Source organism: Paenibacillus ottowii (genome assembly GCF_006874425.1).
Taxonomy (GTDB): Bacteria; Bacillota; Bacilli; order Paenibacillales; family Paenibacillaceae; genus Paenibacillus; species Paenibacillus ottowii.
Genome location: NZ_VIJZ01000006.1, coordinates 153,315 through 177,026 on the forward strand (window position 1 = coordinate 153,315; position 23,712 = coordinate 177,026).

At 46.6% G+C, this 23,712-nt stretch carries 23 protein-coding genes and 2 pseudogenes; 9 read left to right on the forward strand and 16 right to left on the reverse strand.

All coding sequences use genetic code 11. The features are described from left to right. Nucleotides 1-75 precede the first annotated feature (75 nt). Together FKV70_RS15525 and FKV70_RS15530 are read right to left on the reverse strand one after the other, a co-directional pair. Nucleotides 76-923: pseudogene (locus FKV70_RS15525) on the reverse strand (PTS transporter subunit EIIC); the annotation flags it as partial. A gap of 74 nt (nucleotides 924-997) precedes the next feature. Continuing rightward, nucleotides 998-2,278 (reverse strand): glycoside hydrolase family 140 protein, encoded by a 1,281-nt coding sequence (locus tag FKV70_RS15530; protein ID WP_064797417.1) that lies wholly within the window; start codon nucleotides 2,276-2,278, stop codon nucleotides 998-1,000. Nucleotides 2,279-2,493: 215 nt separating this feature from the next. On the opposite strand from FKV70_RS15530, the gene FKV70_RS15535 reads away from it, so the two are divergent. Next, entirely contained in the window at nucleotides 2,494-3,522 is a 1,029-nt protein-coding gene (locus tag FKV70_RS15535; protein ID WP_142613516.1) for a LacI family DNA-binding transcriptional regulator, read from the forward strand. A gap of 123 nt (nucleotides 3,523-3,645) precedes the next feature. On the opposite strand, the gene FKV70_RS15540 is transcribed toward FKV70_RS15535, so the two are convergent. Both FKV70_RS15540 and FKV70_RS15545 read right to left on the reverse strand, forming a co-directional pair. Then, nucleotides 3,646-4,554, reverse strand: a complete 909-nt coding sequence (locus FKV70_RS15540) for an NAD(P)/FAD-dependent oxidoreductase (RefSeq protein WP_142613409.1) — start codon at nucleotides 4,552-4,554, stop codon at nucleotides 3,646-3,648. 101 nt (nucleotides 4,555-4,655) lie between these two features. Further along, nucleotides 4,656-5,054 carry an Rrf2 family transcriptional regulator gene (locus FKV70_RS15545; RefSeq protein WP_063209393.1) on the reverse strand — a complete coding sequence of 133 codons (399 nt, stop codon included), beginning with the start codon at nucleotides 5,052-5,054 and terminating at the stop codon, nucleotides 4,656-4,658. Nucleotides 5,055-5,212: 158 nt separating this feature from the next. On the opposite strand from FKV70_RS15545, the gene FKV70_RS15550 reads away from it, so the two are divergent. The 5 genes from FKV70_RS15550 to FKV70_RS15570 all read left to right on the forward strand — a co-directional run bounded on the left by FKV70_RS15550 (nucleotide 5,213) and on the right by FKV70_RS15570 (nucleotide 10,882). Further along, a complete protein-coding gene (locus FKV70_RS15550) occupies nucleotides 5,213-7,138 on the forward strand; it encodes a BglG family transcription antiterminator (RefSeq protein WP_142613410.1) in 1,926 nt (641 codons plus the stop codon). 198 nt (nucleotides 7,139-7,336) lie between these two features. After that, nucleotides 7,337-7,705 carry a PTS lactose/cellobiose transporter subunit IIA gene (locus FKV70_RS15555; RefSeq protein WP_081276846.1) on the forward strand — a complete coding sequence of 123 codons (369 nt, stop codon included), beginning with the start codon at nucleotides 7,337-7,339 and terminating at the stop codon, nucleotides 7,703-7,705. 16 nt (nucleotides 7,706-7,721) lie between these two features. Next, on the forward strand, nucleotides 7,722-9,017 hold the full coding sequence (locus tag FKV70_RS15560) for a PTS sugar transporter subunit IIC (protein ID WP_142613411.1): 1,296 nt from the start codon (nucleotides 7,722-7,724) through the stop codon (nucleotides 9,015-9,017). Between the two features lie 72 nt (nucleotides 9,018-9,089). Then, a complete protein-coding gene (locus FKV70_RS15565; protein ID WP_142613412.1) occupies nucleotides 9,090-10,526 on the forward strand; it encodes a glycoside hydrolase family 1 protein in 1,437 nt (478 codons plus the stop codon). Nucleotides 10,527-10,555: 29 nt separating this feature from the next. After that, on the forward strand, nucleotides 10,556-10,882 hold the full coding sequence (locus FKV70_RS15570; protein WP_063209401.1) for a PTS sugar transporter subunit IIB: 327 nt from the start codon (nucleotides 10,556-10,558) through the stop codon (nucleotides 10,880-10,882). Between the two features lie 63 nt (nucleotides 10,883-10,945). Here the strand turns inward: FKV70_RS15570 and FKV70_RS15575 are convergent, their stop codons facing one another. The 3 genes from FKV70_RS15575 to FKV70_RS26915 all read right to left on the reverse strand — a co-directional run bounded on the left by FKV70_RS15575 (nucleotide 10,946) and on the right by FKV70_RS26915 (nucleotide 13,118). Next, a complete protein-coding gene (locus FKV70_RS15575) occupies nucleotides 10,946-11,881 on the reverse strand; it encodes an NAD-dependent epimerase/dehydratase family protein (RefSeq protein WP_142613413.1) in 936 nt (311 codons plus the stop codon). Nucleotides 11,882-12,010: 129 nt separating this feature from the next. Further along, nucleotides 12,011-12,997 carry a DUF1796 family putative cysteine peptidase gene (locus FKV70_RS26645; RefSeq protein WP_244310756.1) on the reverse strand — a complete coding sequence of 329 codons (987 nt, stop codon included), beginning with the start codon at nucleotides 12,995-12,997 and terminating at the stop codon, nucleotides 12,011-12,013. Beyond that, nucleotides 12,987-13,118, reverse strand: a complete 132-nt coding sequence (locus FKV70_RS26915) for a hypothetical protein (RefSeq protein ID WP_280115079.1) — start codon at nucleotides 13,116-13,118, stop codon at nucleotides 12,987-12,989. The genes FKV70_RS26645 and FKV70_RS26915 overlap by 11 nt, the downstream gene beginning before the upstream one ends. A 241-nt stretch (nucleotides 13,119-13,359) precedes the next feature. Between FKV70_RS26915 and FKV70_RS15590 the strand changes: the two genes are divergently transcribed. Both FKV70_RS15590 and FKV70_RS15595 read left to right on the forward strand, forming a co-directional pair. Next, nucleotides 13,360-13,707: a hypothetical protein gene (locus FKV70_RS15590; protein ID WP_142613415.1), complete on the forward strand. Its 348-nt coding sequence runs from the start codon at nucleotides 13,360-13,362 to the stop codon at nucleotides 13,705-13,707. A gap of 24 nt (nucleotides 13,708-13,731) precedes the next feature. Next, nucleotides 13,732-14,070, forward strand: coding sequence for a hypothetical protein (locus FKV70_RS15595; RefSeq protein ID WP_244310757.1), 339 nt, complete (start codon nucleotides 13,732-13,734; stop codon nucleotides 14,068-14,070). 155 nt (nucleotides 14,071-14,225) lie between these two features. On the opposite strand, the gene FKV70_RS26165 is transcribed toward FKV70_RS15595, so the two are convergent. Together FKV70_RS26165 and FKV70_RS27020 are read right to left on the reverse strand one after the other, a co-directional pair. Beyond that, the gene (locus tag FKV70_RS26165; protein ID WP_167669735.1) at nucleotides 14,226-14,396 is read right to left on the reverse strand and encodes a hypothetical protein; all 171 of its coding nucleotides are present in this window, start codon (nucleotides 14,394-14,396) and stop codon (nucleotides 14,226-14,228) included. 22 nt (nucleotides 14,397-14,418) lie between these two features. After that, nucleotides 14,419-15,542 (reverse strand): annotated as a pseudogene (locus FKV70_RS27020) (glycosyltransferase family 4 protein). 166 nt (nucleotides 15,543-15,708) lie between these two features. Here FKV70_RS27020 and FKV70_RS15605 point away from each other — a divergent pair. Then, nucleotides 15,709-16,095, forward strand: coding sequence for a hypothetical protein (locus tag FKV70_RS15605; protein WP_244310759.1), 387 nt, complete (start codon nucleotides 15,709-15,711; stop codon nucleotides 16,093-16,095). Here the strand turns inward: FKV70_RS15605 and FKV70_RS15610 are convergent. The 7 genes from FKV70_RS15610 to FKV70_RS15640 all read right to left on the reverse strand — a co-directional run bounded on the left by FKV70_RS15610 (nucleotide 16,092) and on the right by FKV70_RS15640 (nucleotide 23,687). Beyond that, a complete protein-coding gene (locus FKV70_RS15610) occupies nucleotides 16,092-17,291 on the reverse strand; it encodes a glycosyltransferase family 2 protein (RefSeq protein WP_142613417.1) in 1,200 nt (399 codons plus the stop codon). The two genes, FKV70_RS15605 and FKV70_RS15610, sit on opposite strands and share 4 nt — an antisense overlap. A 27-nt stretch (nucleotides 17,292-17,318) precedes the next feature. Beyond that, nucleotides 17,319-18,035, reverse strand: coding sequence for a glycosyltransferase (locus FKV70_RS15615; protein WP_142613418.1), 717 nt, complete (start codon nucleotides 18,033-18,035; stop codon nucleotides 17,319-17,321). Further along, the gene (locus FKV70_RS15620) at nucleotides 18,032-19,030 is read right to left on the reverse strand and encodes an NAD-dependent epimerase/dehydratase family protein (RefSeq protein WP_142613419.1); all 999 of its coding nucleotides are present in this window, start codon (nucleotides 19,028-19,030) and stop codon (nucleotides 18,032-18,034) included. Before FKV70_RS15620 ends, FKV70_RS15615 begins: the two co-directional genes overlap by 4 nt. Then, on the reverse strand, nucleotides 18,991-19,845 hold the full coding sequence (locus FKV70_RS15625) for a dTDP-4-dehydrorhamnose reductase family protein (protein WP_142613420.1): 855 nt from the start codon (nucleotides 19,843-19,845) through the stop codon (nucleotides 18,991-18,993). The genes FKV70_RS15620 and FKV70_RS15625 overlap by 40 nt, the downstream gene beginning before the upstream one ends. Next, complete coding sequence (locus tag FKV70_RS15630) at nucleotides 19,842-20,828, reverse strand: polysaccharide biosynthesis protein (protein ID WP_142613421.1); 987 nt, start codon at nucleotides 20,826-20,828, stop codon at nucleotides 19,842-19,844. The genes FKV70_RS15625 and FKV70_RS15630 overlap by 4 nt, the downstream gene beginning before the upstream one ends. Further along, the gene (wecB, locus tag FKV70_RS15635) at nucleotides 20,821-21,912 is read right to left on the reverse strand and encodes a non-hydrolyzing UDP-N-acetylglucosamine 2-epimerase (RefSeq protein WP_142613422.1); all 1,092 of its coding nucleotides are present in this window, start codon (nucleotides 21,910-21,912) and stop codon (nucleotides 20,821-20,823) included. Before wecB ends, FKV70_RS15630 begins: the two co-directional genes overlap by 8 nt. Before the next feature lie 122 nt (nucleotides 21,913-22,034). Further along, nucleotides 22,035-23,687 (reverse strand): glycosyltransferase family 4 protein, encoded by a 1,653-nt coding sequence (locus tag FKV70_RS15640; RefSeq protein WP_142613423.1) that lies wholly within the window; start codon nucleotides 23,685-23,687, stop codon nucleotides 22,035-22,037. Between the last annotated feature and the right edge of the window lie 25 nt (nucleotides 23,688-23,712).

Genomic DNA, 23,712 nt, shown 5'->3' on the forward strand with positions numbered 1-23,712 from the left:
TATCCGTATACACCGCAGTATTGGTAACTATAACAGATGTGGTGAGATCATATCCTTCATCCGCTATAGCTTTTTTAACTGGTAAATCCACATGGAGGTTTGGCTAACCCATCGCTGATTATAGTTGCTATCGGCCCTACAACCAGAAAAACAATCGGTGAGATAATGACCAAGGTCAGAAAAGGCACAATGAACATTTTAATAGAAGCAGGTGCATACTTACTTATCATTTTTTCGACCTTAGCTGCCAAGAACGCTCCAATAATGATAGGTATAACAGAAGAAGTATAATTAATCAGAACGACCGGTATAGTCAAAAAGGACAGCGCCGTTTTATCCGTAAAGGCGGTAGTAATGGTCGGATACACCAAAGCGGCCCCCAAAACAGCAGACAGGTACGGGTTTCCTCCGAACTTTTTACCTGCTGAAAACCCTAGAATAACTGGAAAGAAATAAAACATAGCGTCTGCTGTGGCATATAAAATTTTGTACGTGCCCATCTGATCAGTCATCCAGCCCAGAGATGTGCATAAGGCCAACAGTCCTTTTAGAATCCCGACAGCGGCAAGCACACCAACAACGGGCATGAACACGCCTGAGATTACATCGACAAATCGGCTGAACAGGCTCCCTTTTTCATTCTTTTGATCATCTTCAACTGCCTGGTCTCCATGCTTTACTCCCATCGTATCCAAAAGAGCCTCGTATACTTTGGGAACCTCATTCCCGATGACCACCTGGAATTGTCCACCACTTTCCACGACGGTAATGACACCGTCAATCTGCTTAATTTTTCCTCTATCTGGAAATTATCTATCCTTCAGTTTAAATCTCAAACGAGTGACACAGTGAATGACACTGTTCACATTTTCGTTCCCCCCCACCGATCTAAGCACTTCCCTAGCTGTCTTTTGGTAATCCATCATGATCACTCCTGGATGCGCTTTCTATTTCTCTGCTACTCCACCTGTTAGCTTGCTCATACTTATCTCTTGTTTTATTTCGTTCCGATGATCACAACATCACTTTCAAAACCATGCATATCAATGACAGATTGATCAGCCTGGACATTCACCTCCGTTTGGGCAAATCGTCTCTCCGCTAAATCAATGGTTGTAAACTTGTAGTCCTGTACGTTGATGCTTAGCCGCACCTTCGTGTTAACCGGGATATACAAGACGAGCGTATTCTCGTTCCCCGCTGCTCTGATCTCCTCTGTCTTGTTTAAAACAATATCCAGCGGCTTGATGCCGATCAGGTTGTACATTTCAAACAAATATTTGATAAAGGAATAATCCCATGCGCCCTTAAAACGCAGTGCCGTTCTCCAATCATAGGGACTATCAAAGCCCTCCCCTTCCACGATTCCGAACTTCTTGCCTTTTTTATGCCAGCTCCAAATGCCGTGCGCTCCATAGGTGATTCCCGCTCCCCCGCCTGCCAGCAGGCTTTGCCATGCTGCTTTTCTGGCATCCAGTGCAGTGTACCTACCATACACTTTGCGGCTATAACTGATCTGTTCATAGCAAGGTTCTCCATTGATGACGGGACGAATCTCCGGCTTGTGATAAAAATGCTGGGCAATCTCGTAGGCAAAATGCTGAAACTGGGAATTATGCCCTGACTGATACATATAAAATCCAAGACCCTTGTGCTGCTCAAAGACTTCAGGAATTTCCCTCAATCTTCCTTGGATATGCAGTGCTGTTAGGCTTGCCTGGCTTAATTGCTGTACCGTTTCTAGCGCCTTCAAATAGTATGCATTAGCACGTTCTGTAGGAAAATCAGTATCCCCGCTGATCAAATAAACAGGCTCGAACCGGGAATAGCGGTTTACCACATAAGTTACATAGCTTTCAACGCAATCCAGCGGCATTTTATTACCCTTCTGGAACATTTCAGCCCATGTATCCGGTACATAGTTACACCACAGAAGTACCAAGGCTGGAATAAATCCGCGCTCTACAGCCATCTGGATCATGAATTCTGCCCGATCAAAATAGGCTTCGTTTAATGTGTGATAGTCGAAATCTCCATTTTCCAGTAATGCAAACGGCTGTAGATTCAAATCTGCTTCACTGGCATCCCATTGACGGAGCATGTTGATTTGCAAAACATTGAATCCCTGCATCTTTCGATAATCCAGGTAATCACTCCACTCTTCAATCGTCGCGTTGGTAAATACGCTCCAGACGGTATCTGCCAAGTAAAAGAAAGGCTTGCCCTTTTTCACGAAGTTTCTTTGATTATTAGCCATGCTTAAACTCAAATAAATCACCCTTTCACTCATAAACAAAACTAAAATAAAGTATATTTTTATATGATATCGAATAAAATAAACTAAATAAAGCGTTCACAATTGAATATTAACACTATGTATCCGAAAAGGTCAACTCATTTTACATATCATTTGTTTAGTTTAATTTATAAACTAAACTTTATTATATAATCGTGATATAATTTATATAGTTTAGTCCAATGGGAGGTTCCATGTTGAAAATAGATGATATTGCAAAGCTTGCCGGTGTTTCAAAATCAGCCGTTTCTTTAGCATTTAACAATAAACCCGGTGTTAGCGAAGAAACCAAGGAGCATATTTTAAGAATTGCCCACGAGCATGGATATAGACCACGTACCATGAAGTCAAATAAGGAATTTACGAAGAGTCACCATGTCATTCGTTTTGTTGCATGCAAAAATACAGGCATCGTGACCGAGCAATATGAATCACTTCCATTTTTCAATGAATTGATTCATCATATTACCAACCAGGTAAGAGAACATGGCAATACTTTGATTTTTTCGTCATTTGATAGCCATAGCTTGGAGACAGAATTGTCTGCTCTGGAAAAGGACCAGCCTTCTTCAGGTATACTTCTGCTGGGCACCAATTTAACTGCCGATATTATCCATTCCTTACAATCTATTCATTCCAATATCGTAGTTTTGGATACCTGCTTTGAACACGTTGATGCCAGCTTTGTATCTATTAATAACTATCTCGGGGGGTACCAGGCAGGCCAATATTTAATCCAGTCTGGACACAGAAATATAGGATACGTACAATCCAGTACCAGAATTCTTAACTTTGCAAAACGAAAAGAGGGGTTTATGGCTGCTTTAGAGGAGCATAATCTGGCCATAGATCATGGGCTTACCTTTGATATGCATCCGATGCTTGTGATGTCACAGGACGCATTTAAAACAGCTATCCATGAACTGAATGAGCTGCCTTCAGCCCTGTTTTGTGAAAATGATTATATGGCGATCAGTGCTATTAAAACATTTCAGGAAATGAACATTCGAGTGCCTGAACAAATTTCTGTCATGGGGTTTGATAATATTCATGAAGCCAAGGTCATTAGCCCGGAGCTCACAACCATTCATGTGAAAAAGGATATTTTGGCCCGAACGGCTGTTAACTTGCTGATGGAAAGGCTTAATCACAACCATGGGCATCATACTCAGGTTCTTGTGAATACAGAGGTTATTGAAAGAAGGTCTTGTTTGGCCTTAGAGTAACCTTCGACCAAGTGAGCGAAAGGAAGCATATCGAGGATACAAGAGATGACATAGAATAAAGCCGCCATATAGGCGGCCTTTTCTATCGGCGGAATTCCACATTGGACATTTCAAATTAAATGCTCAACACTCGTTGAAATCTTCCTCTGTCAAATCCAAATTTACACTCGCAGCGGTTCGACTACCGTCAGCCGCAGCGAAAATCAATTGAGAAGGCATGAAGTACGAAGAATCCCCGGCAGCATATACACCAGGTATGGAGGTTCTTCCCGCTCCATCCGTTTGAAGCCCGCCCGACTCTGTTCTTTCACAGCCCAAACGTTCTCCCAACTCCCCACTTTGTACAAATTGGGGAGTCACAAAACCGCCAGCCCTCGGAACTTGAGTGCCATCTGTAAAGGACACATACTCCAGTTGCCCATCGTGACCGACGAACGCCGCAACAGGCTGCTCCATGACCACGGCTCCTTTAGCTTGAAGTCGTTCTTTTTGCTCATCCGACAAGAATGTTTGACCGTTCGTGCAGACAAGCAAATCTTTGCTCCAGTTCAGGAGCAGTTTGGCTGTATGATATATAGCTGACGAATTAGAGACGAGAACGAGCGGTTGATCTCGGAGCTCCCAGCCATCGCAATAAGGGCAATTAAACAAACTTTTCCCGTAGAACGCATAAAAACCTTCGATCTCAGGGAATATCTCCTTTACGCCCGTCGCCAGTATCAATTTGCGGGCTTGAACACGAAGGCCTGAAGAATCAGACACTTCGAATTCGGATTCATTTTTCGCAACCGAAATAACCTCGTTTTGTAGATGATAGACAGACGGATAACGCAGTACTTCCTCATAAGCTACGCGGCGGAACTCGGCCGGCGTTACGCCGTCTCTCGTAATGAAACCGTGCGACGCATGCGTAACCGCATTTCTGGGCCGGTTATTATCGATCAAAGCCACACTTCTCCTTGCCCTGCCAAGCACAAGGGCGGCATTCAATCCGGCGGGCCCTCCCCCAATAATAGCGCAATCGTACAACATACATTCAGCTCCTTTTTAAAGATATTAAAGACTCTTTATATCTATAATAAAAACAAAAAAACTTCACATCCCTGCAACCACCCTCTTTCTAGCCATTGCCTTTATATTTGCGCTTGCTTTTGCGCCAAATCGACCAATTTTGTATGTTTAAGATGGCTCTCCATTTTCTCCTCCGCTTCCCTCATTACAGCTTGAATCAGACATTCTGATCCATGGACAAAATCACATTCAAACAAAGAATTGGTCCCTTCAATCGCATGGATAATATCCAAAAAGGTAATATCGTCTTTATTACGGGATAATCTATAGCCTCCATTGGCTCCAGAGACTGATTCGATCATTCCCGCCTTCACAAGCCTCGTCAAAATTTTTGAAAGATACGTGGGTGAAACTTGTTGCGCTTCGGCCAACTGCTGAACACCCACAGGCTTCACCGACGAATCCGTAACAAGCATGAGCATGGTATGCAGAGCATAATTGGTTGCTTTGGTAAATTTCATAACTACACCTCAATCACAGACTTATTGTATCTATAATATCTTTGAATATACTGGAGTGTCAAGATCATAGGTGATTCGCGCTGTGGTTAGTTCTTCTTTTGGTTACGCTCTAAGCATTGTATACTGTTCTTCAGAACAGCTAAGGAAGGGGGCTCGTTTTGCGTATTTTTGATATTCTGCGTATATTGGTTGACGAACAGATCGTTAAGGGAGAACATTTGGCAAATGCATTGAAGGTATCCTCTCGAACCATACGAACAGATGTAAAGGAATTGAGTGCCCTGTTGTCAAAGCATGGGGCGACAGTCAAACCCCTTAAAGGAACAGGCTACAAGCTAGAGGTCCAAGACGAACAAGCATTTCATCATCTGCTGAAGCAATTAAAGGACTATGAAAGCAATGTGCCCCATCTATTAGCGAATTCCTCTGAAGCCAGACATCGTTTTTTAATGAAAAAGCTGCTGCTTACTCCTGCATACGTGAAACTTGATGATTTAGCTGAGATGCTGTATGTTAGTCGGTCTACTTTACAGAATGATCTTAAAGAAGTGCGCAAATCACTGGCCACTTATGGACTATCGCTGGAGAACAGACCCTATCACGGGATTCGAGTCAAAGGTAAAGAAACCAAGCTGCGTTATTGCATTTCCGACTATATATTTAATAGCACAGATGAAATAGGCGGGCAACAGGTGCCTCACCCTACTTTGATCTCAAGCGAAGAGATGGAATTCATAAGAGAAGTGATTCTGGAGCGGATTGAGTATCATGATATTCAGTTGTCAGACATTGCCCTGAACAATCTGGTCATTCATATTGCCATAGCATGTAAGCGTATTCGTGAGGAGAAGTATGTATCGTATTATCCACAAGAGATGAAAAAGATCGAAGCGCAAAGAGAGTTTAGGGTCGCGACTGAGATCGTATCTGCTTTGGAACAGAGCATAAAACACCCTTTTCCACTTGTTGAAGTGGCGTACATTGCTGTGCACTTGCTGGGTGTAAGGACTGTCGTTAGGGCCCATATGGATAAAATCGAGATTAAAAAAATCATTGATCAAGATATTTATGAACTGACAGTTGAAATATTGGGCCGAATCGATCAGCAGTTGAACATGAACATCCAAAACGATCAAGAATTGCTGATTGCATTTTGCCTTCATCTCAAACCAGCCATGAATCGTTATCAATACGGAATGAATTTGCGCAATCCCATGCTGGATGAAATCAAGGCCCATTACCCGCTTGCTTTTGAAGCAGGTATCATTGCTGCGGAAGTTATCAAACAGCGACTTCATATCCACATCGAGGACAATGAAATTGGGTATCTAGCCATTCATATCGGAGTCGCGATGGAAAGAAAGAAAATGGAGGGAACACCCAAAAGGTGTATGATCGTATGTGCTTCCGGACTCGGCAGCGCAAAGCTGCTGTATTACAAGCTTCAATCTGTTTTTGGTTCCAGACTGGATATCGTAGGAACCACTGAATTTTATAAGCTGAAGCATATGCCGCTGGATACTCTGGATTTTATCATTAGCACGACCCCTATATCAGAAACGCTTTCTATCCCCATGGTCCATGTGAATACGTTTTTGGGCAATGCGGATATTAGCAAAATTGAACAGGTCATCTCAGAGTCAAAGCTTCCTGCTGTACAATATATACGGAAAAAATTAGTCTTTCTCCAGCAGAAGTTTGATAACAAACTTCAAGTACTTGAATTCATGGCCGAAAAAATACAAGATGCAGGTCTTGTCAAAGGATCTTTCTTGCCATCTGTGATAGAGCGTGAAGCCGTTTCCCCCACTTCATTTGGCAACCTTGTCGCGATTCCGCATCCGATGGAACCTTTTGCTGAATCCACGTTTTGGGCCATCTGCACATTACAAAAAGCGATCGACTGGGATGGCAAGCCCGTACAGTTCATTTGCATGCTCTGCATAAAGCGCACCAAATCAGAAGATTTACAAAATATGTATCATATTTTGCTTAACATTTTAAATCATGAAAAGCTGGTCCAGCAGCTTATCCGCTGCAAAACGTACACGGAATTCGTAGAAGTGCTGCATAAAAATAGTTGAAGATCAACAGTATGCACACAAAGGAGAAATCTACAGCCTACATGGCGGGGTTTCTCTCTTTTTATGTTTACTGATAGAAAAAACAGATAGAACGAACGATTGATTTCCGTTAAGAAGAGGAAATAATATGCGTTATATTGAAAGCGATTCCAAATTATAATGGCGATATGAAGAACTGATGAAAGGAGTCAAGAACATATGAATAATGATGAATCTGCAGAACACGATGTGAACATGGAGGACATGGACGATACCGAGATCGTATTCCAAATTATATTATACGCTGGGAATGCGCGCAGCTCGGCGATGGAAGCGATTGAGCTTGCAAAGGCGGGCAAATTTCAGGAATCCAGAGAAGAATTGGCCTCAGCTAAAAAAGAACTGGTGTCTTCCCACAAAATTCAAACCAGAATCATTCGTAAGGAAGCAGCTGGTGAAAAAACAGAGATGTCCGTCATGATGGTGCATGCCCAAGATCATTTGATGAATGCCATCACCATTCACGATATGGCCTCGGAGTTTATAAACCTGTATGAACGCATTGATCAGCTCGGATTAAAATCGTAGAGGGAGGGCGCTATCCATGGCTTTCAAAGACAAACTGGTCGATGGCCTCACATCGGTAGCAAATGCAATCAACAATTTTAAATATATAATAGCAATCAAATCGGCTTTTATCACTTTAATGCCTGTTATTATTGTTGGTGCTTTTGCAGTATTGATCTCCAATATGGTCATGGACCCGGTCAATGGTCTGGCCCATTTTAAGCCATTCTCATTTTTGGCAGAGTACAAACCGATTTTCTCAAGCATTAACTATGCCAGCCTGAATATCCTTACCATTCTAGCTATTTTTATGATTGGTCTGGAGCTAGGAAAAATTAATGGAGAGAAAAATCTTTTCCCCGGTTTACTTGCTCTCATCTGTTTCATCTCTGTGACACCAACCACGATTGAACTGATGGTTAACGGAGACATGCAGAAAGTAACGGACGTCATCGCCCGTCAATTTACGGATACTAAAAGCTTGTTTTTGGGTATTTTCATAAGTATCCTATCCGTTGAGCTATACAACAAACTGGGCAAGTCCGATAAATTAAAGATTAAAATGCCTGAAAGTGTTCCCAGCAATGTAGCTGTTTCTTTCTCCGCACTCATCCCTGCCATTATCACCGTAACTGTTTTTTCGATGCTTGGATTCTTTTTTCATAAGTTCACAGGCCTCTACCTGTACGATGCTGTCTATAATGTGGTGCAACAACCTTTGGAGACTGTAGTCCAAGGACTGCCAGGTATACTGATACTCATGCTGGTGGCGCAAATCTTCTGGGTGATTGGTATTCACGGAAACCAAATGGTAAAGCCCATTCGTGAGCCTCTGCTGCTTGGAGCGATTACTGTTAACATGACTGCATATGATCAAGGTCTCCCCATTCCGAACATTATTACGATGCCTTTTTGGGACGTATACATGAGTATTGGGGGTTCAGGAGTTACGCTGGCCCTATTAATTAGTATTATGATCGCCTCCAAGCGCGAGGATATGAAGGAAATAACCAAGCTTTCGCTGGGGCCAGGTCTGTTTAATATTAATGAGCCTGTCATTTTCGGACTTCCGATTATGCTGAATCCATTGATGGCGATTCCGTTCATTATAACTCCGCTCATCACAGGAACAATTGGCTACTTCTCGACATTGCTTGGATTCGCAGGTAAAGCGGTCGTTATGGTTCCGTGGACTACACCGCCTATTATTAATGCCTACCTGTCTACAGGTGGAAGCATTGGTGCCGTTGTAACGCAGATTATTTGTATCATAGTAGCCATTATCATCTATTTCCCATTCGTCAAAATTGCCAACAAGCGAACGACTGAATAATGCGCTACTGTAGAGATACACCCGCTGAGAATCGCCTTGAGGAATCTATAGAATGAAAAGGAGAAGCATATCATGGCTAAACACACCGTACAAATTCCGCCAAATTTCATGATGGGGGCAGCGGCTTCCGCCTGGCAGACAGAGGGCTGGAGCGGTAAACAGGAAGGTCAAGACTCATATCTGGACGTATGGTACAAAAATGACCGCTATGTCTGGCACAATGGATATGGACCCGCGGGGGCAACCGATTTTTATAATCGTTATGCCGAAGATATTGCCCTGATGAAGCAGATTGGACTCACTCATTATCGCACCTCTATTAATTGGTCCCGCTTCTTAACGGATTATGAAAATGTGGTGGTGGATGAAACCTATGCGAATTACATCGGCAGGGTCATTGACGAGTTGATTGCAAGCGGAGTCGAGCCAATGATTTGTCTGGAGCACTATGAGGTGCCCGCTTATTTACTGGACAAATATGAAGGCTGGTCTTCCAAGCATGTGGTGGAGCTGTTTGTGAAATATGCGGAAAAGGTGTTTGAACGGTACGGAGATCGGGTCAAGCACTGGTTTACATTTAATGAGCCCATTGTTGTACAGACTCGTGTCTATCTGGACGCCCTTCGTTATCCCTATGAACAAAATACGCGAAAGTGGATGCAATGGAACTATCATAAAACACTGGCTACGGCGAAATGCGTCCAGCTTTTCAAAGCCAAAAAATACAGTCAGAGCGGAGCTAAAATAGGGGTTATTCTGAATCCCGAAGTGACGTACGCCCGGTCCAGTGCTCCACATGACCAGTATGCTGCTCATGTGTATGATTTATTTTACAATCGAGTATTTCTGGACCCGCTTATTAAAGGCGAATACCCGCAAGAATTGTTCGAGCTTATGAGCAAGCATGATATTGCCTTTGAAGCTACAGCGGAAGAACTGGCCTTGATTAAGGAAAATACCGTTGACTACGTTGGGATCAATCTCTACTATCCCCACCGGGTCAAAGCGCAGAGTAAAGCGTGGAACGAAAACATTCCTTTTCACCCCTCTTACTACTATGAGCATTTTGATCTTCCGGGCAAAAGAATGAACAAGTCACGGGGCTGGGAAATTTATCCCAAAATCATTTACGATATGGGAATGCGCATCAAGAATGAATATAACAATATCGAGTGGTTTGTCGCGGAAAATGGCATGGGCATTGAAAATGAAGCTGCGTTCAAAAATGAGGAACACATTATTCAGGACGACTATCGGATTGACTTTATAACTGAGCACTTATACTACACGTTACAAGCTGTAGAAGCAGGCTCCAACTGTACAGGTTATATGCTATGGGCCTTCACAGACAACGTTTCCCCTATGAATGCTTTTAAAAATCGCTATGGGCTGGTGGAAATTAACCTGGAGAATGATCGAAGTCAGCATTTGAAGAAATCCGGCTACTGGTATCAAGCTGTTATCAAGGAACGCTCATTTGTTGCTGATCTGGATGAAGAGTATAAGTAGTTCAAATGAACTTCTGGAGGCGCTCTAATATGAAAAAAATCATTCTGGCATGCTCTGCGGGGATGTCAACATCCATTCTGGTTTCCAAGATGAAAAAAGAAGCCGCAGCGAGATCCATAGAGCTGAAGATCGAAGCCATCCCCGAAAGCACCATTAAGGAAGAGCTGGAAGGCATGACTGATCCTGTGATTGCTATATTGCTCGGACCTCAAGTGCGGATGCGTAAAAAGCCAGTAACTGAAATTGCAGCTCCCTATGGCATCCCTGTAGATGTCATTGACACATTGGCTTACGGTAGAGGAAACGGTGCAGCCGTCCTAGATCAAGCCTTCAAGCTAGCTGGCGAGAATCTATAACTTCTGTTCAAACCGAAAAGAGGCTGAGAGTTTCCTCAGTCTCTTTTTTGATCCGCGCGCTTGTTAGCCCTGACTGCCTTCTTTGTCTGTGCCCATACTGCTCACATACGTTTCCCTTAGACCGGCAGAGATGCCGTATAGCGGTTCCCAACGAAGCCAGTGTCTGGCGACTGCGTTGCTAAGACAGCTATGGCGAATGTCTCCCGCCCGCGCAGGAGAATACACCGGCCGCACAGATGAACCGTGCAGCTTTAGCAAATCATAAGCCAGCCGATTGATCGACGTCGTTCGTCCCGTACTTACATGCACCGTGCGTTGGTCCGCTGCATGTATAGCCGCCATATTGGCGCGGACTACATCCTTGACGTACACAAAGTCGCGGGTTTGCGTCCCGTCGCCGTGAATGAGCAAGGGGCTGCCTTTTTTCAGCCGCTCTATAAAAATAGCGACTACACCGCCCTCTCCCTTCGCAGCCTGACCGGGACCATACACATTTCCGTAACGCAAAATCGTGTAGTTCAAGCCGTACAAACGATAAAAAAGCCGAATATACGATTCTGCGGTCAGCTTGGACAGTCCGTAGCCTGAAATAGGCCCCACTGGATCGTCTTCCTGAATACATTGCTTTTGCAGTTCTCCGTATACACCGGATGTGGAGGCAAATATGATTTTCGACACCCCCGCATCACGACAAGCCTGCAACAAATGGATCGTCCCCAGTACATTCACATCCGCATCCTCATCGGGGTGATGGATAGATTGCTGCACATCAGCCTGTGCAGCCAAGTGAAACACAATATCCGGGCTTTCCCGAATCAGCAGCGTCCTGGCTTCAGCGCTGCGAATATCTGCAACATGCATGACCGCGCGCGGGTCCACATTTGCAGCATTCCCGGTCGTCAGATTATCCAGCACAAGCACTCTGATGCCTGAGTCAGCAAGCGCCCGTACCAGCTGGGAACCAATAAACCCGGCTCCTCCGGTGACCAAAGCCTTCACTAGCGCACCCTCCTTTTGAACCGAAGCATGTATCTTCCCTTCGCATCATGTTATGCGACGCTCTACAGCTTGGCGCAGGCGCAAGCACAGGTGAAAGACAATCTATACGTGTTCCTATGTCTCCCCCTCTCAGACATGAAGTCTGACGTTGTTCAGTATATAACGCCACATCTCATCCTGACCGTTCCATATATCCTCGGGTGGCAACGCTACTGAAACCAATCGGTTCAGTCCCCAATCTAGCTCTGTCACACCTTCATCCCCTGTATAATCCACGAATAACAAACGAAAATCATGTGTAATCCTCTGTGACAACACATCATGCAGTTCAACCACTTGCTCCCGACTACCACCAAGACGAACCAGCAGCAGACGGGAAGCCGACGCGAATTTTTCCAGTAGACGTGCAATGCGGCGGTCAAGTGTCGTTTTAAACTCAGGATAGGAAGCCAGATGCTCTGATGTATTCTGACTAACTGGAAAATGGTGTGCTGCTGTAATCTCGTAGGACGCATCCTCAACCAAAAAGTTATGACCTCCGTAATCATGCCCTATGACACGCAGACCTTCAACATTCATAAAACGGGCAAAACGCTCATTCAGTAAACGACTGATCTGTGATAAATTGCCGGAAATCATCCAATCCAGTGGACCTGCATACGGACGGAGTCCATTTTTATCCAGTTGATTCGAAGGTAAGCAATGCCCTCCCAGGCTAAACACTGCGTCATACTCACCCTGCAATCGCTCAAGCACGCCGACCTCCCCTTTTCGACAAGGACATTCCTTCAAAAAGGGTACGCCAGTGCGGATCACTCTTGTAATTAGGTTCCCAGCATACGAACGTACAAGCTGCGCTTGGCCATCTGTGTTTTTGCAAAAAAAACGTTCGATCCGACGGTCTATCTTTTCCTTGAATTCTGGATAGGTTGCCAGGTCTGCGGATGTATTGCGTTCCTGAGGAAAATCGTGCACTGAGATCACATTATAAGCAATATCTCTGACCATATAATTGAGTTGGCTCGTACCAACGACACTCAGATTGGGCAAATCCATAAAGCCGGCAAATCGGTTTTCGAGCAAGCGGTTCACACCAGAAAGCGTGTCAGACATCATCCAATCCAGCACCCCGGCAAACGGCCGCAAACGGTTTTTTTTCCAATTGAATGGCAGGTGTACAGTTCTGCCCCAAACTAAAGACCGCGTCATATTCCCCTGCCAGCTGTGCGAGTTTCATAGCCGTGCCTCCTTTGTTCATGCGATCCTTACCTCTAGTCTTGCTCTATGCTTCTTCTTAAGGAAAAAGGGCTTCAGACCGCAGATTGTTCCACTCTACATTACATGCACAGCATGGCAAAAAGGGTTGGACACTGGCGCGCTTTTTGTCAAAGAGGCGTACAACTATCCAGTCCACTCCCGTTCATTTTTCATATCATATAAGGCTGGTAACCTTACGGAATTCAAGGAGGCATCATGATATGTCCGTGTTCCTTTTAACTGTCGATCATCATATCGCTTGCCACAGCGCCCATATACAAAGCTGCAATGTAACCTTCTTCAATCGTGAAAAAAGATCCGTTGATATGCTGCTGGAAATGGGGAATGACAGTGGCGTTTTCAGACGGCAGCTTCTTCGACTAGGCCCTTCTCCCGAAGCTGGCTCAGTACTGGAAATCAAGGATATGGAGACGGCCCAAAACCCGTTTTATCTGCGAGTGGTTACGAATATTTACAATCCGGAAACGCTGTTTATTCTGGCTGAATTTGTGGAAAACGGGAACGTAGTCGCTAAGCGGACAACCAGTCATTTTACCATCACACCTTAATGATCAGGCAGAGAGGAAAAATGTATGTTGTTAAAATATACCGTTCAACACAAAGCTGAAGCAGGCACATATGCACTGCCTTTTCAGGTCACCGAACAGGAGAGCGTGCTCTCTACATTGATCATTCCTGCAAGTGAAGCAGAAGGACGTATTGTCATCGAAGTGTCTATGGTCTGGGAAAACCCGCTGCTCAACTGGGATATCGGGGAACTGGATATTCGATTGCGTCGCAACGATCAGCAGGGACCTGTGCTGGATTGGTTGCAGGACTCCTGCTATCAGGAGGGATATGCCGAGTTAAGCTATGGAAACGGGAACACAGGCAGAGCCTCATGTGTACTGCTTGACCGTACGATCGGCTGACAGGCGCGCGGTTGTTACGGGGCCAATCATGATTCGAGGCTCGGTTTATGAAGATCGAATGGGTGACAGCTCGGCTCGGATGGACAATAAGCTAAAAAAACTAAAGGCAGGTGGGGATGTTCAGCCCGACCTGCCTTTTTATATGGTCTGTATGCTCATGGCGCGGATTGTTTCAGCCGTTCCAAAATATCAGCGTCCGGGAGCTTATAATCTTCCGGCAAGGAGGTGTTAATTCGGTTCCATATTGCGTAATCGACCTCCAGCTCTGGATGTGACTGCTGGATTTCAAAAAGATTGTACAAGTCTCCAACGATAGGAAAAGTCATATTCCCCCTCCTAACTATCGAATCAACGGACTTGATTAAGCGCTTGCCCATAAATGTTTACAAGTCGTTCAATCATAACATCCAAAGACCAGTGCGCGGTTCCCCATGCTTTGGCGCGATTTCCCATGGCTATCCGTATTTCATCCTGAGCCAGCAAATGCTGCAAATGAGCTGCAAGCGACTCCACATCGCCAACCGGGGAAACCAGTCCGGTGTGTTCATGTTTCACCATTTCCGGCAGTCCACCCGCATCTGATACCACTGCCGGAAGAGTCCCATAATCTGCGCCTCCATGACCGAAAATGGCTGATTATCCTGTATGCTCGGATGAACAAAAAGGTCCGCCAGTTGTAAAAGGGCGGGTACATCTTCACGATGTCCCAGAAAGACCATATCTTCCTCCAGCCCCAGCTCCTTCGCCTGTGCCTGAAGCTCTTCCCTTTTATCCCCATCCCCGACAATCCAGCAAACCCAGTCCGTACGCTTTGCTTTCAGCAGACCAAGGGCGCTCATTAAATAATGTAGTCCTTTGATATAGACCAGCCTAGAAGGGCATATTATAACTTTTTTCCCCTCAGGCCGTGTCATGTCTGTTCCCTTGGCATGGACTTTCCAGAAGAGTTCGGTATCTAAGCCGTATTGGAAAGTGGTAATCTGCTGCTCAGGCACTTCGAACTCACGAACAAGTGTCTGTTTCATCCATTCTGTAGATGTAATCGTAATATCAGCAGAAATAGCGCCATAATGCTCCAGTGCCCAATAATATTTCCACATCAGCGTCTCGCGGTAACCCTCCTCATGATCCCGCTCCAGAGCCATCATGACTTCACGAGCCAGCGAGCCATGTATGTTCGCCACTAATGCACTGTCTTGCGTTTGACCCGACTTAGAGCACGCGTAGCGATAACGTCCTGCGTATGAATCACATCATACGGACATTCAACTTTGTATGCAACAGGGGCAGCAGTTGATCCTTCGGCAACTCCTTATTTTCAAAACAATATGGTATTTGAGGGTATCCGGTCCATTCCCCATCAAGTCTACCGTGTGACCCAGCAGTTCGAGTCTTCGTTTAATTTGCAGCATAAAGGGCCACACACCACCCAAATGAGGAATCGGCCAGTACGTAGCCAACAAAATTTTCAAAACAGCCCCGCCTCCTCTGTCTCTATAAATAGATATGCCTGAAGTGTTTATCAAAATGTACTTTTTTCAGTATCGCCTACAGACAACTATACAAGCTTCCCTCTCAATAGATTCATAGAATAGTAGCATCCCGGTCGAGGGATTTTACCATACTGTTTTGGAGAGGATGATTCATTTGGCTTTTACGACTGGTTATATGACCAACACGAGGGATTTTGGTACTGCCTGCTCCAATGTTGTTGTAAATTTGGTCAATGAGGACACGGTGAACGCAGCAACCGTAACCATCCAAATTTTTTTCTCACTTGTACCGGATACCAAGACACCACTGTATGTGACATCGGTTAATTTGCCCGCAAACTCGATTGCACGCCGTACTTTCTTTATACAAGGGGTTCTTGCCTATGAGGTACAATACGACGTAGTCTCCGCTGCTCCAGCCAATGTTGTGCTTTCCAACTTTGGACTCGATCAGTTTGGTAATGTTGTACAGGAACATCGTGTTCTCCAGTCCGAACTGACCACAATCCAGGCACTGTCCCCTGTTATTTAAAAACCACCCTGTTCCAGCGCCTCATGCAATCTGTGGGTATAATACACGTAATTCCATTCCGGCGGTACGGACTGAACCCCACGACCGCTGCCGATGGATGAGTGGTCATCTGTATAGTAGGAAAAGGCATGTGTATTCTGCAAAGGGCGCAGCAAATCCGTCAGATACAACAAATCCGTCACGGCAATATAAGGTTTGATACCGAAGCATACAACAAAGCGTGTGGTCGTTTCACCAATCGCCTGAACCAGTGCTTCCCTGACAGAATAATGGGGTCTCGGCGTTACGATTAGCCGAGGGTCAAGCATCATCGTCAGAAAGGAAGAGGCGCCTTGTTCCGGCGTAAGATCAAGCAACCGTACCATGCAATTACTGTAATGCTGCTCCAGCAGATTATCGAGCAACGGCTCAGCTTGAGCCATATCTGTAATAGGCATCAAAATGGTCATTTCAAGTGTGATCCCCCGGCGGGCCCTGGCCTCATACTTGGCGATTTGAAATGCGTGCCGCCAGCGACGATGCTCTTTCTGGCTGCGCAAGCTGGCCGACACACTAAAAGCAGAATTCACCCGGTAATCCATCAGGATTTCCGGGATAAACTTCATGCTGCATGTTTCGGTCAGCCGCAGCCAGTAATCATAATCCTCCACAGGTTGCAGCCGATAACCGTCGATCAGACGGGCATATTGACTTTTGTACATAAATGATACCCCGACAATGCTGGCATTCAACAATTCGTGAGGCGGCTGACTTTGGTACCGAATCAATGCCTGTTGATGCTGCTCGTCATACAACGGATTACCCGCACCGTCAACCTGACGGAAGGTGGAGAACACAAGTCCGAGCGAATCTGGCCCCTGTTCAAGCTCCCATCGCAATCGTTCGATAAAGGTTGAATGATACACGTTGTCGCTGGATACCCAGGTCACATATTGGATCAATGGATCTTTAAACAACTCACCGAATCCCCGGTTAAGGGCATGGGCTACTCCTTGGTTTTGAGGGAGTGTAACCAACTGAACGCGTGAGTCTCCCATGGCTGCGTGAAGCGCCGGCTGTATCATTTCCGGCGCTCCGTCAATCACAATGATGAAGCGAAATGCCCTGTAGCTCTGGGCAAGTACGGATGAGATCGCAGCTTGCAGATAACCGATATCCTGTTTGTACAGCGGCATAACAATCCCCGTATCCACCATATCAATCCCTCCTGACAAACCTTTGCTTCATGAGGATGAGCCACCCAACATCTGACTAAAGCGATCCCGATAACGTGCTTGGGTGATGCGGTACTCCTGTTCCACAGCGGGCCAATGTTTTTTGGTTCCCATTTCATCATGCCAACGGTAATTAACCAAAGACTCGTTCAGAAAAGGAAATGGATAGCCGGCCAGCATCACTCGGTACCACATATCCAGGTCATGGGTGTACGGCAGCAGTTCATCAAACAAACCGATATGTGTAAAAAGCTCCTTTTTAAACATCACCGTACATCCATTGACTGGATTCCCCTGCAGGAAAAAACGGTAAAACTCCGTCAAGGACGGAAATACAGCGGCTGCCTGATAGGTTGTGACTTGGCTGTGTTGATTAATGAAATTGAAATTCGTATGAGAGATGCATGCGTCCTGTTCGATCATAAAAGAAACCTGATTATTAATTTTGTCCCTATGGTAGGTGTCGTCGGAGCTGAGCCACGCAATATATTCGCCACTGGCATGCCGGATACCATGATTCAAAGCGCTGGCTGTTCCACCGTTGGATTTGCCCAAATAATGTATATAGGGGAGATAGGGCTGAAGCAAATTAACATGTGTGGTGGATCCGTCATCGACGACTATAATCTCAAGCGGCCCATAGGTTTGCTCCAATGCACTCTGCAAAGCCTGATCCACATAGGCACAGTTATAAAAGGGAATGACGATCGTTACTTTTGGTCTCATAACGTTCCTTCCTTTCCAGTGCGGCGGTATTGAATCATATCCTCCAGCGATTGCCCCAGCTGTATGGTCGGCTTCCAGCCCATCTCCTCCAGCTCCTGCGCCCGATATGCCTTTGTTGACACTGACTCGGCCATATCCCCCCATTGTATAGGAATGGATATTTTTGCCAGGGAAACCATACGTTCCACGATATCGCCCAGCTCCACAATGCGGCCTGTGCAAACCGAGTAAATTCGGCCTGGCACTCCCTTTTCCAACAGCACTCCATAGGCCCGAACAGCATCACGAACGTCGAGAAAATCACGCTGCGCATGTCGGGAAGACACACGAAACGGAGCTGCTTCCGTTACCGAGTGCTCTTTCATACGTTCTGTCCGAACGATATAACCCGCGAGTAATGCGCAAAAGCCGGTGGATGGACCTGGACCAATCAGGTTGCAAGGCTCTGCCAGCATGACAGATTGTTCGAACAGCGCGCCCCACGAGAGCGCGACTGCCTCTTGAATGCTTTTGCTAAGACTGTAGGGATGCGTTGGATGGTAAGGTGCCTGCAAAGCCGTCTTTAGCCGAGAACCCGCTACGACGATTCTGGCTTGGGGGAAAGGTCGCAGTACATCAAGCAGATACAGGGTGGACAGTACATTGGATTCCATGTATAACAATGGACTCTGCCAAGATTCAGGTACGGAATTTTTGCCACCCAGGTGAAGCACATAATCCGGAGCAATTTCTCGAATCACTTCGCCCAGACGTTTCTTGTCGAGCAAGTCACACACATAAGGGGTGATACAACCGCGTGTGTCTGTCTCCAGCGTGGAATTCCCGTCATTTCCAGACTGAAAGGTCAATTCTGAAGCAGAAGTGGCAGTGCGAGTCAGCGCTGCCACCTCCCAGCCGAGGCTTGCAAAATGGCGGCAGGCATGCATCCCGGTATAGCCAACCGCTCCGGTAATGACTATGACAGGCCGACGTTGTTCCGCTGTGCTTCTGTCCATTCCAGCAGCTCCTTCAGCATGATGCTGTAGTGAGGAACATCGTAGAGCAGATCGGCCCGGGTAGAACGAAGCGTCCGGTCCTGCACCGGCTCATCCTTCGGCACGATCCGAATGTCCTCTCTCTTCCAGATGTCTTTGAACAGAAGCAGCAAATCATGCTTGCTGATCGGTTCAGGGTGAACCAGATGAATGAGTCCGTCCAGCGGCTCATTCATCAACACTTGTATTGCTTTCGCTAATTCCAGCGTTGTGACCCCGTTCCAAAAGACCCGGCGGTATCCGTCAACGTCCCCGCTCTGTTGTAAAAACCAGTGCAGTAAACCAATGCCGCCTGGTCGAATCTCCGGTCCGATAATAGAGGTACGGATGGTCAGATGCCGTGGCGCCTTCACTTCTCCGAGTATTTTCGTTATTGCATAGGCACTTGTCCCATCCGGTTGATCGGTCTCTTCATATAAGCCAGGAACCCGCTTTCCTTCGAATACGCAATCTGTGCTGATATGAATCAATCGGGCACCGATACTATCCGCCGTCTGTCGGAGGAGATGCGGCAGCAATCCATTGATTTGGTATGCTGCAATCAGCTCCTTCCCGGCATGCTGATTGAGTACGCCGACCGCGTTGATAATAACGTCTGGCTGTACACTCCGTACCAGCCGCTCCACCATAAAGCCGTCCTTTACATCCAGCAGGAGACCGCCTTTATTTGCTGAATCACGAGTGGTGTAGAACACGTTATACCCGTTCTGGTTTTGAAAATACTTAACCAGGACATGGCCTGCCATGCCGTTACCACCCAAAATAAGCAGCTTCATTTGATGAACCCCCCGCTCTGGAGAATGGCTCGGATCTCCTCTTTTGACATCAAATTAAATTCCGAGCTAAAGCTGCTGAACGATACCGGAGGGCACTGACTATAACGGTCCTTTAATTGAGGAATATTCAGGGTTGGGAGAATGACCAAATATTGCTCGTCATATACTACCGTTGTCAGGCTTTCAAAGTCGCTCATCAAAATCTCGTGAATTTTCTCACCAGGACGAACGCCTTTTTCTACCATTTCTATATTTTCCACGCCTGAATCCTCAATGAGCACCTCAGCCAAATCCACAATACGGCAGGTTGGCATGGTCATGATAAAAATTTCGCCGCCGACGCTTTCTACGGAAGCTTTGAACAGCAGACTGATGGCATCACGCAAGGTCAGGAAGAAGCGGGTCATGTTCATATCTGTGATAAAAACCTTACCCTTTTGGCGAATCTGGCTTTGGAACAAATGCACCACGCTTCCGTTTGTCCCTAAAACATTACCGCCGCGCACCGTCACAAACCGTGTATCGCTATTTAGCAGATTGGCGTAAACAATCAGTTTTTCTCCAATCGCCTTTGTCATGCCGTAGAAATTGGACGGGTTGGCAGCCTTGTCAGTCGAGATATAAATGACTTTTTTTACCTGGTTGGCGACAGCGGCCTCGATCACATTTTGGGTGCCTACAACATTGGTTTTAAGCGCCTCATAGGGCTGATCCTCACAGACAGGCACGTGCTTGAGAGCTGCCAAATGAAATATATAGTCTACTCCTTGACAAGCGGTAGTCAGCGCATCTTTATCGCGAATATCCCCAATACAGAAGCTGAGCCGTTCATCCTCAAACTGTCTGTTCATTGCAACCTGACTCGATTCTCCGCGTGAAAAGATAATGACCTCTTTGGGGTTACGCGGCAATAACTGGGTAACCAGCTCATGCCCCCAAGAGCCGGTGCCGCCGGTAACCAAGATACGTTGGTTTTCAAACATGCCGTTTCCCTCCAAGCAGAAATTTAACTACCTTATCCGACACATCTTCCGCCAGATAGCCTGCGGGACATTGCCATTTATGGTTCATCTGGGTCATTAAGGCTACCGCGTTCGCTATAACCTCGCCATCAAGACCGGACACGATATTGCTGCCGCAATCTACTGTTTCCGGCCGTTCAGTCGTGCGCCGCATCGTGACCGTCGGCACCCCCATGACACAGCATTCTTCCTGTACGGTGCCACTGTCCGTCAAAGCGCAGCGGGCATGCCGCTCCAGCAGAACGAAGTCAAAAAAACCGAACGGCTCGTGGAACTCTACCAGCGGATCAAGCTGGATCGGCGGGTGGCTTGCGATCCGGGCAGCGGTGCGGGGATGAATACTGCAAATGACCCGCTGCCCGAACTGCCGAGCTACCCGGTTAAGACCATCCAAAATAGCCAGCAAATGCGGCGGATGGTCGACATTTTCAGCTCTGTGGGCAGTAACCAGAAAATATTCCCCCGGCGACAATCCTAACTTTTTCAAAATTTCGCTGCCGGATATCTCTTTCTCATAGTGCTGCATCACTTCATAAATCGGATTTCCAGTCCGTATAATTCGTTGACTTGGGAAGCCTTCGCGTAGGAGGTGCTGCTTGCTTTGCTCTGTATAAGGCATATTAATGGTAGAAATCGCATCAATGACGCGTCGGTTCTTCTCCTCTGGCACATCCAGATCATAACAGCGATTCCCCGCCTCCATATGAACAACTGGGTAACCCATACGTTCCGCAAGCAGGGCACATAAGGCGCTGTTCGTATCCCCGAGCAATAGTACATGGTCCGGGCGTTCCTGGTTTAAAATGTCCTCCATCTGCGAGTACATGGCAGACAGCTGTTTGCCCAGTGTTCCCGCTTTCTCCTGAAGTACATAATCCGGGGCGCGCAATCCCAACTCGCGGAAGAATTGTCCGCTCAGGCTTTCTGTATAATTTTGGCCCGTATGCACAAGCACATGTTTATCCGCATAGTGGTCCAGCTTCGGAATAATCAAGCTGAGCCGTATAATCTCCGGTCTTGTGCCGAGCACGGTCAATATTTTCATCGTTTTGGAACCCACCTTTGCTGTCATTGTTTCATTGAATTGTGAAGTTCAATGAATAATAGCCATCCAGCAGACTGGCTGTGCTCCGGCTTAATGTTCATCTCAAGCGGTCCGGCGTATGTTCACCCGGACCGTTGTTTGGCATTCTGTCTTTCCTTGAATGCGACTCGCTTCTGCTTGTGCGCACTGGATCGCCGTGACAGGAGCCTCAATTTCCGCTTGAGTTTCTGTCTGGACTTGGAGCTTCGATACAATGGGGAGCCGTGAATTTTCTTGAGACGGATTCTGCCAGCACTTCTCCTCTTATACCTGCGATTTCGCAGTCGGGGATGCTTGCGGCTCTTTGGACATCTTGCCCGAATACTACGCTTGCGGTGAGGCAATTCAGGTGGTGACTCAGGCAAAAGGGAAGCTGGTTGTGGCAAACCCTGAATGGCTGCATATTCAATGGGCGGCAGACCCAGCACTGGCATTTGATTGATCACCGATTCGGGAAATTCCCGAACGGTGTTGGTATATGCCTCCGGTATTGCAGTGACCTGACGCAGCCCTCCGCCTTCCCTCGTCCATACAGGACCACCCGGCTGCTGAATCAACGGGAACCAATGGGGATGATGACATACCCATTGACTGACCATAACGTGCAGACTGCTTCGGTAGGAATCAGGTCCGTAGATGCGCGTAGCGGCACTATTGTTACGCACACCAATTCGTTCCGCTTCCTCGGGATGGTCGAGCAGATAGCTTACTTTTTGCGCCAGCATATCGCTGTTTCCTGGCTCTACCAAAAAATCTGCATTTCCGGTCGATTCCATTAATTCCACAAGTCCGCCCTGCGCAAAGGCTACCACAGGCTTGCCGTACACCAGACCTTCCAAAGCCGTCATACCAAAGCCTTCCTCCACCATGCTAGGAATCACTACAATATCCATTGCACTATAGGCTGTTGAGACGGATTCCTCGAATGAACTGAACTGGAAACGGCGGCTGTAACGAGACTGGCGAATCAAAGAGACACATTTTACGTAATACTCGGAATCCACTGAGCTGCCGATAATCCAGAAACGGCACCGTGAATTGGTTTCGCACAGCTTTAGAGCCATATGGACAAAAGGCAACAGCCCTTTGGCTTCGTAGATAAAGGAAGAAATATAACCAATACAGATATGAAAATCCCGCAGTCCCAGCTTTTCACGTTTCCTTCTCCGTTCCAGCACATGTTCTCTAGGCGATGGCATATCCATATCCCGGCATGGAGACAACACTGTATGCGGACGTGTCAGTCCCCCGCCATGCAAAGGACGCATAACCGCTTGCGAAATGCCGATGACCCATTGGCTATAACGCTCAATAATGGAGACAGAAACTGGCGTATACGCATTCTGGTTAATGACCTCGGTTATTTTCCAGATCACCGGAATATTAAGCTCTTGAGCAGCTATCGCGGGCATGACGTTCACACAGGTATTGACCAGCACCACATCAGGCCGGGATTGCCCAAGCATCTGAAGTAACGGTGCATACACCACATGGTTCCGCAAATTCTCTGCATCCTGTGCCAATCCCTCATAAGGGGTATACATGCCATGCAGCATGAACAGATTCTGAATCTGAACTGTGATGCCACGCTTGCGGGCCATTGAGGTCAGCCGTCCTTCATCAGGTGTTACCAATATGCAATCGAAATACGTGCGAACGTCTAGACAAAATTGCAGCAGCAGCTTTTCCGCCCCTGTAATACTGCGAACATTGCTGACATGACTGAACAGCATCATTTTCGGCTTGATCGGAGTTCACCTC

Coding starts and splice junctions, on each gene's coding strand:
- FKV70_RS15540 (WP_142613409.1), bottom strand. CDS start 4,554: ATGTTGTACGATTGCGCTATTATTGGGGGAGGGCCCGCCGGATTGAAT.
- FKV70_RS15545 (WP_063209393.1), bottom strand. CDS start 5,054: ATGAAATTTACCAAAGCAACCAATTATGCTCTGCATACCATGCTCATG.
- FKV70_RS15555 (WP_081276846.1), top strand. CDS start 7,337: ATGAATAATGATGAATCTGCAGAACACGATGTGAACATGGAGGACATG.
- FKV70_RS15560 (WP_142613411.1), top strand. CDS start 7,722: ATGGCTTTCAAAGACAAACTGGTCGATGGCCTCACATCGGTAGCAAAT.
- FKV70_RS15565 (WP_142613412.1), top strand. CDS start 9,090: ATGGCTAAACACACCGTACAAATTCCGCCAAATTTCATGATGGGGGCA.
- FKV70_RS15570 (WP_063209401.1), top strand. CDS start 10,556: ATGAAAAAAATCATTCTGGCATGCTCTGCGGGGATGTCAACATCCATT.
- FKV70_RS26645 (WP_244310756.1), bottom strand. CDS start 12,997: ATGATGTCTGACACGCTTTCTGGTGTGAACCGCTTGCTCGAAAACCGA.
- FKV70_RS26915 (WP_280115079.1), bottom strand. CDS start 13,118: ATGAAACTCGCACAGCTGGCAGGGGAATATGACGCGGTCTTTAGTTTG.
- FKV70_RS15590 (WP_142613415.1), top strand. CDS start 13,360: ATGTCCGTGTTCCTTTTAACTGTCGATCATCATATCGCTTGCCACAGC.
- FKV70_RS15595 (WP_244310757.1), top strand. CDS start 13,732: ATGTTGTTAAAATATACCGTTCAACACAAAGCTGAAGCAGGCACATAT.
- FKV70_RS26165 (WP_167669735.1), bottom strand. CDS start 14,396: ATGACTTTTCCTATCGTTGGAGACTTGTACAATCTTTTTGAAATCCAG.
- FKV70_RS15605 (WP_244310759.1), top strand. CDS start 15,709: ATGATTCATTTGGCTTTTACGACTGGTTATATGACCAACACGAGGGAT.
- FKV70_RS15610 (WP_142613417.1), bottom strand. CDS start 17,291: ATGGTGGATACGGGGATTGTTATGCCGCTGTACAAACAGGATATCGGT.
- FKV70_RS15615 (WP_142613418.1), bottom strand. CDS start 18,035: ATGAGACCAAAAGTAACGATCGTCATTCCCTTTTATAACTGTGCCTAT.
- FKV70_RS15620 (WP_142613419.1), bottom strand. CDS start 19,030: ATGGACAGAAGCACAGCGGAACAACGTCGGCCTGTCATAGTCATTACC.
- FKV70_RS15625 (WP_142613420.1), bottom strand. CDS start 19,845: ATGAAGCTGCTTATTTTGGGTGGTAACGGCATGGCAGGCCATGTCCTG.
- FKV70_RS15630 (WP_142613421.1), bottom strand. CDS start 20,828: ATGTTTGAAAACCAACGTATCTTGGTTACCGGCGGCACCGGCTCTTGG.
- wecB (WP_142613422.1), bottom strand. CDS start 21,912: ATGAAAATATTGACCGTGCTCGGCACAAGACCGGAGATTATACGGCTC.
- FKV70_RS15640 (WP_142613423.1), bottom strand. CDS start 23,687: ATGATGCTGTTCAGTCATGTCAGCAATGTTCGCAGTATTACAGGGGCG.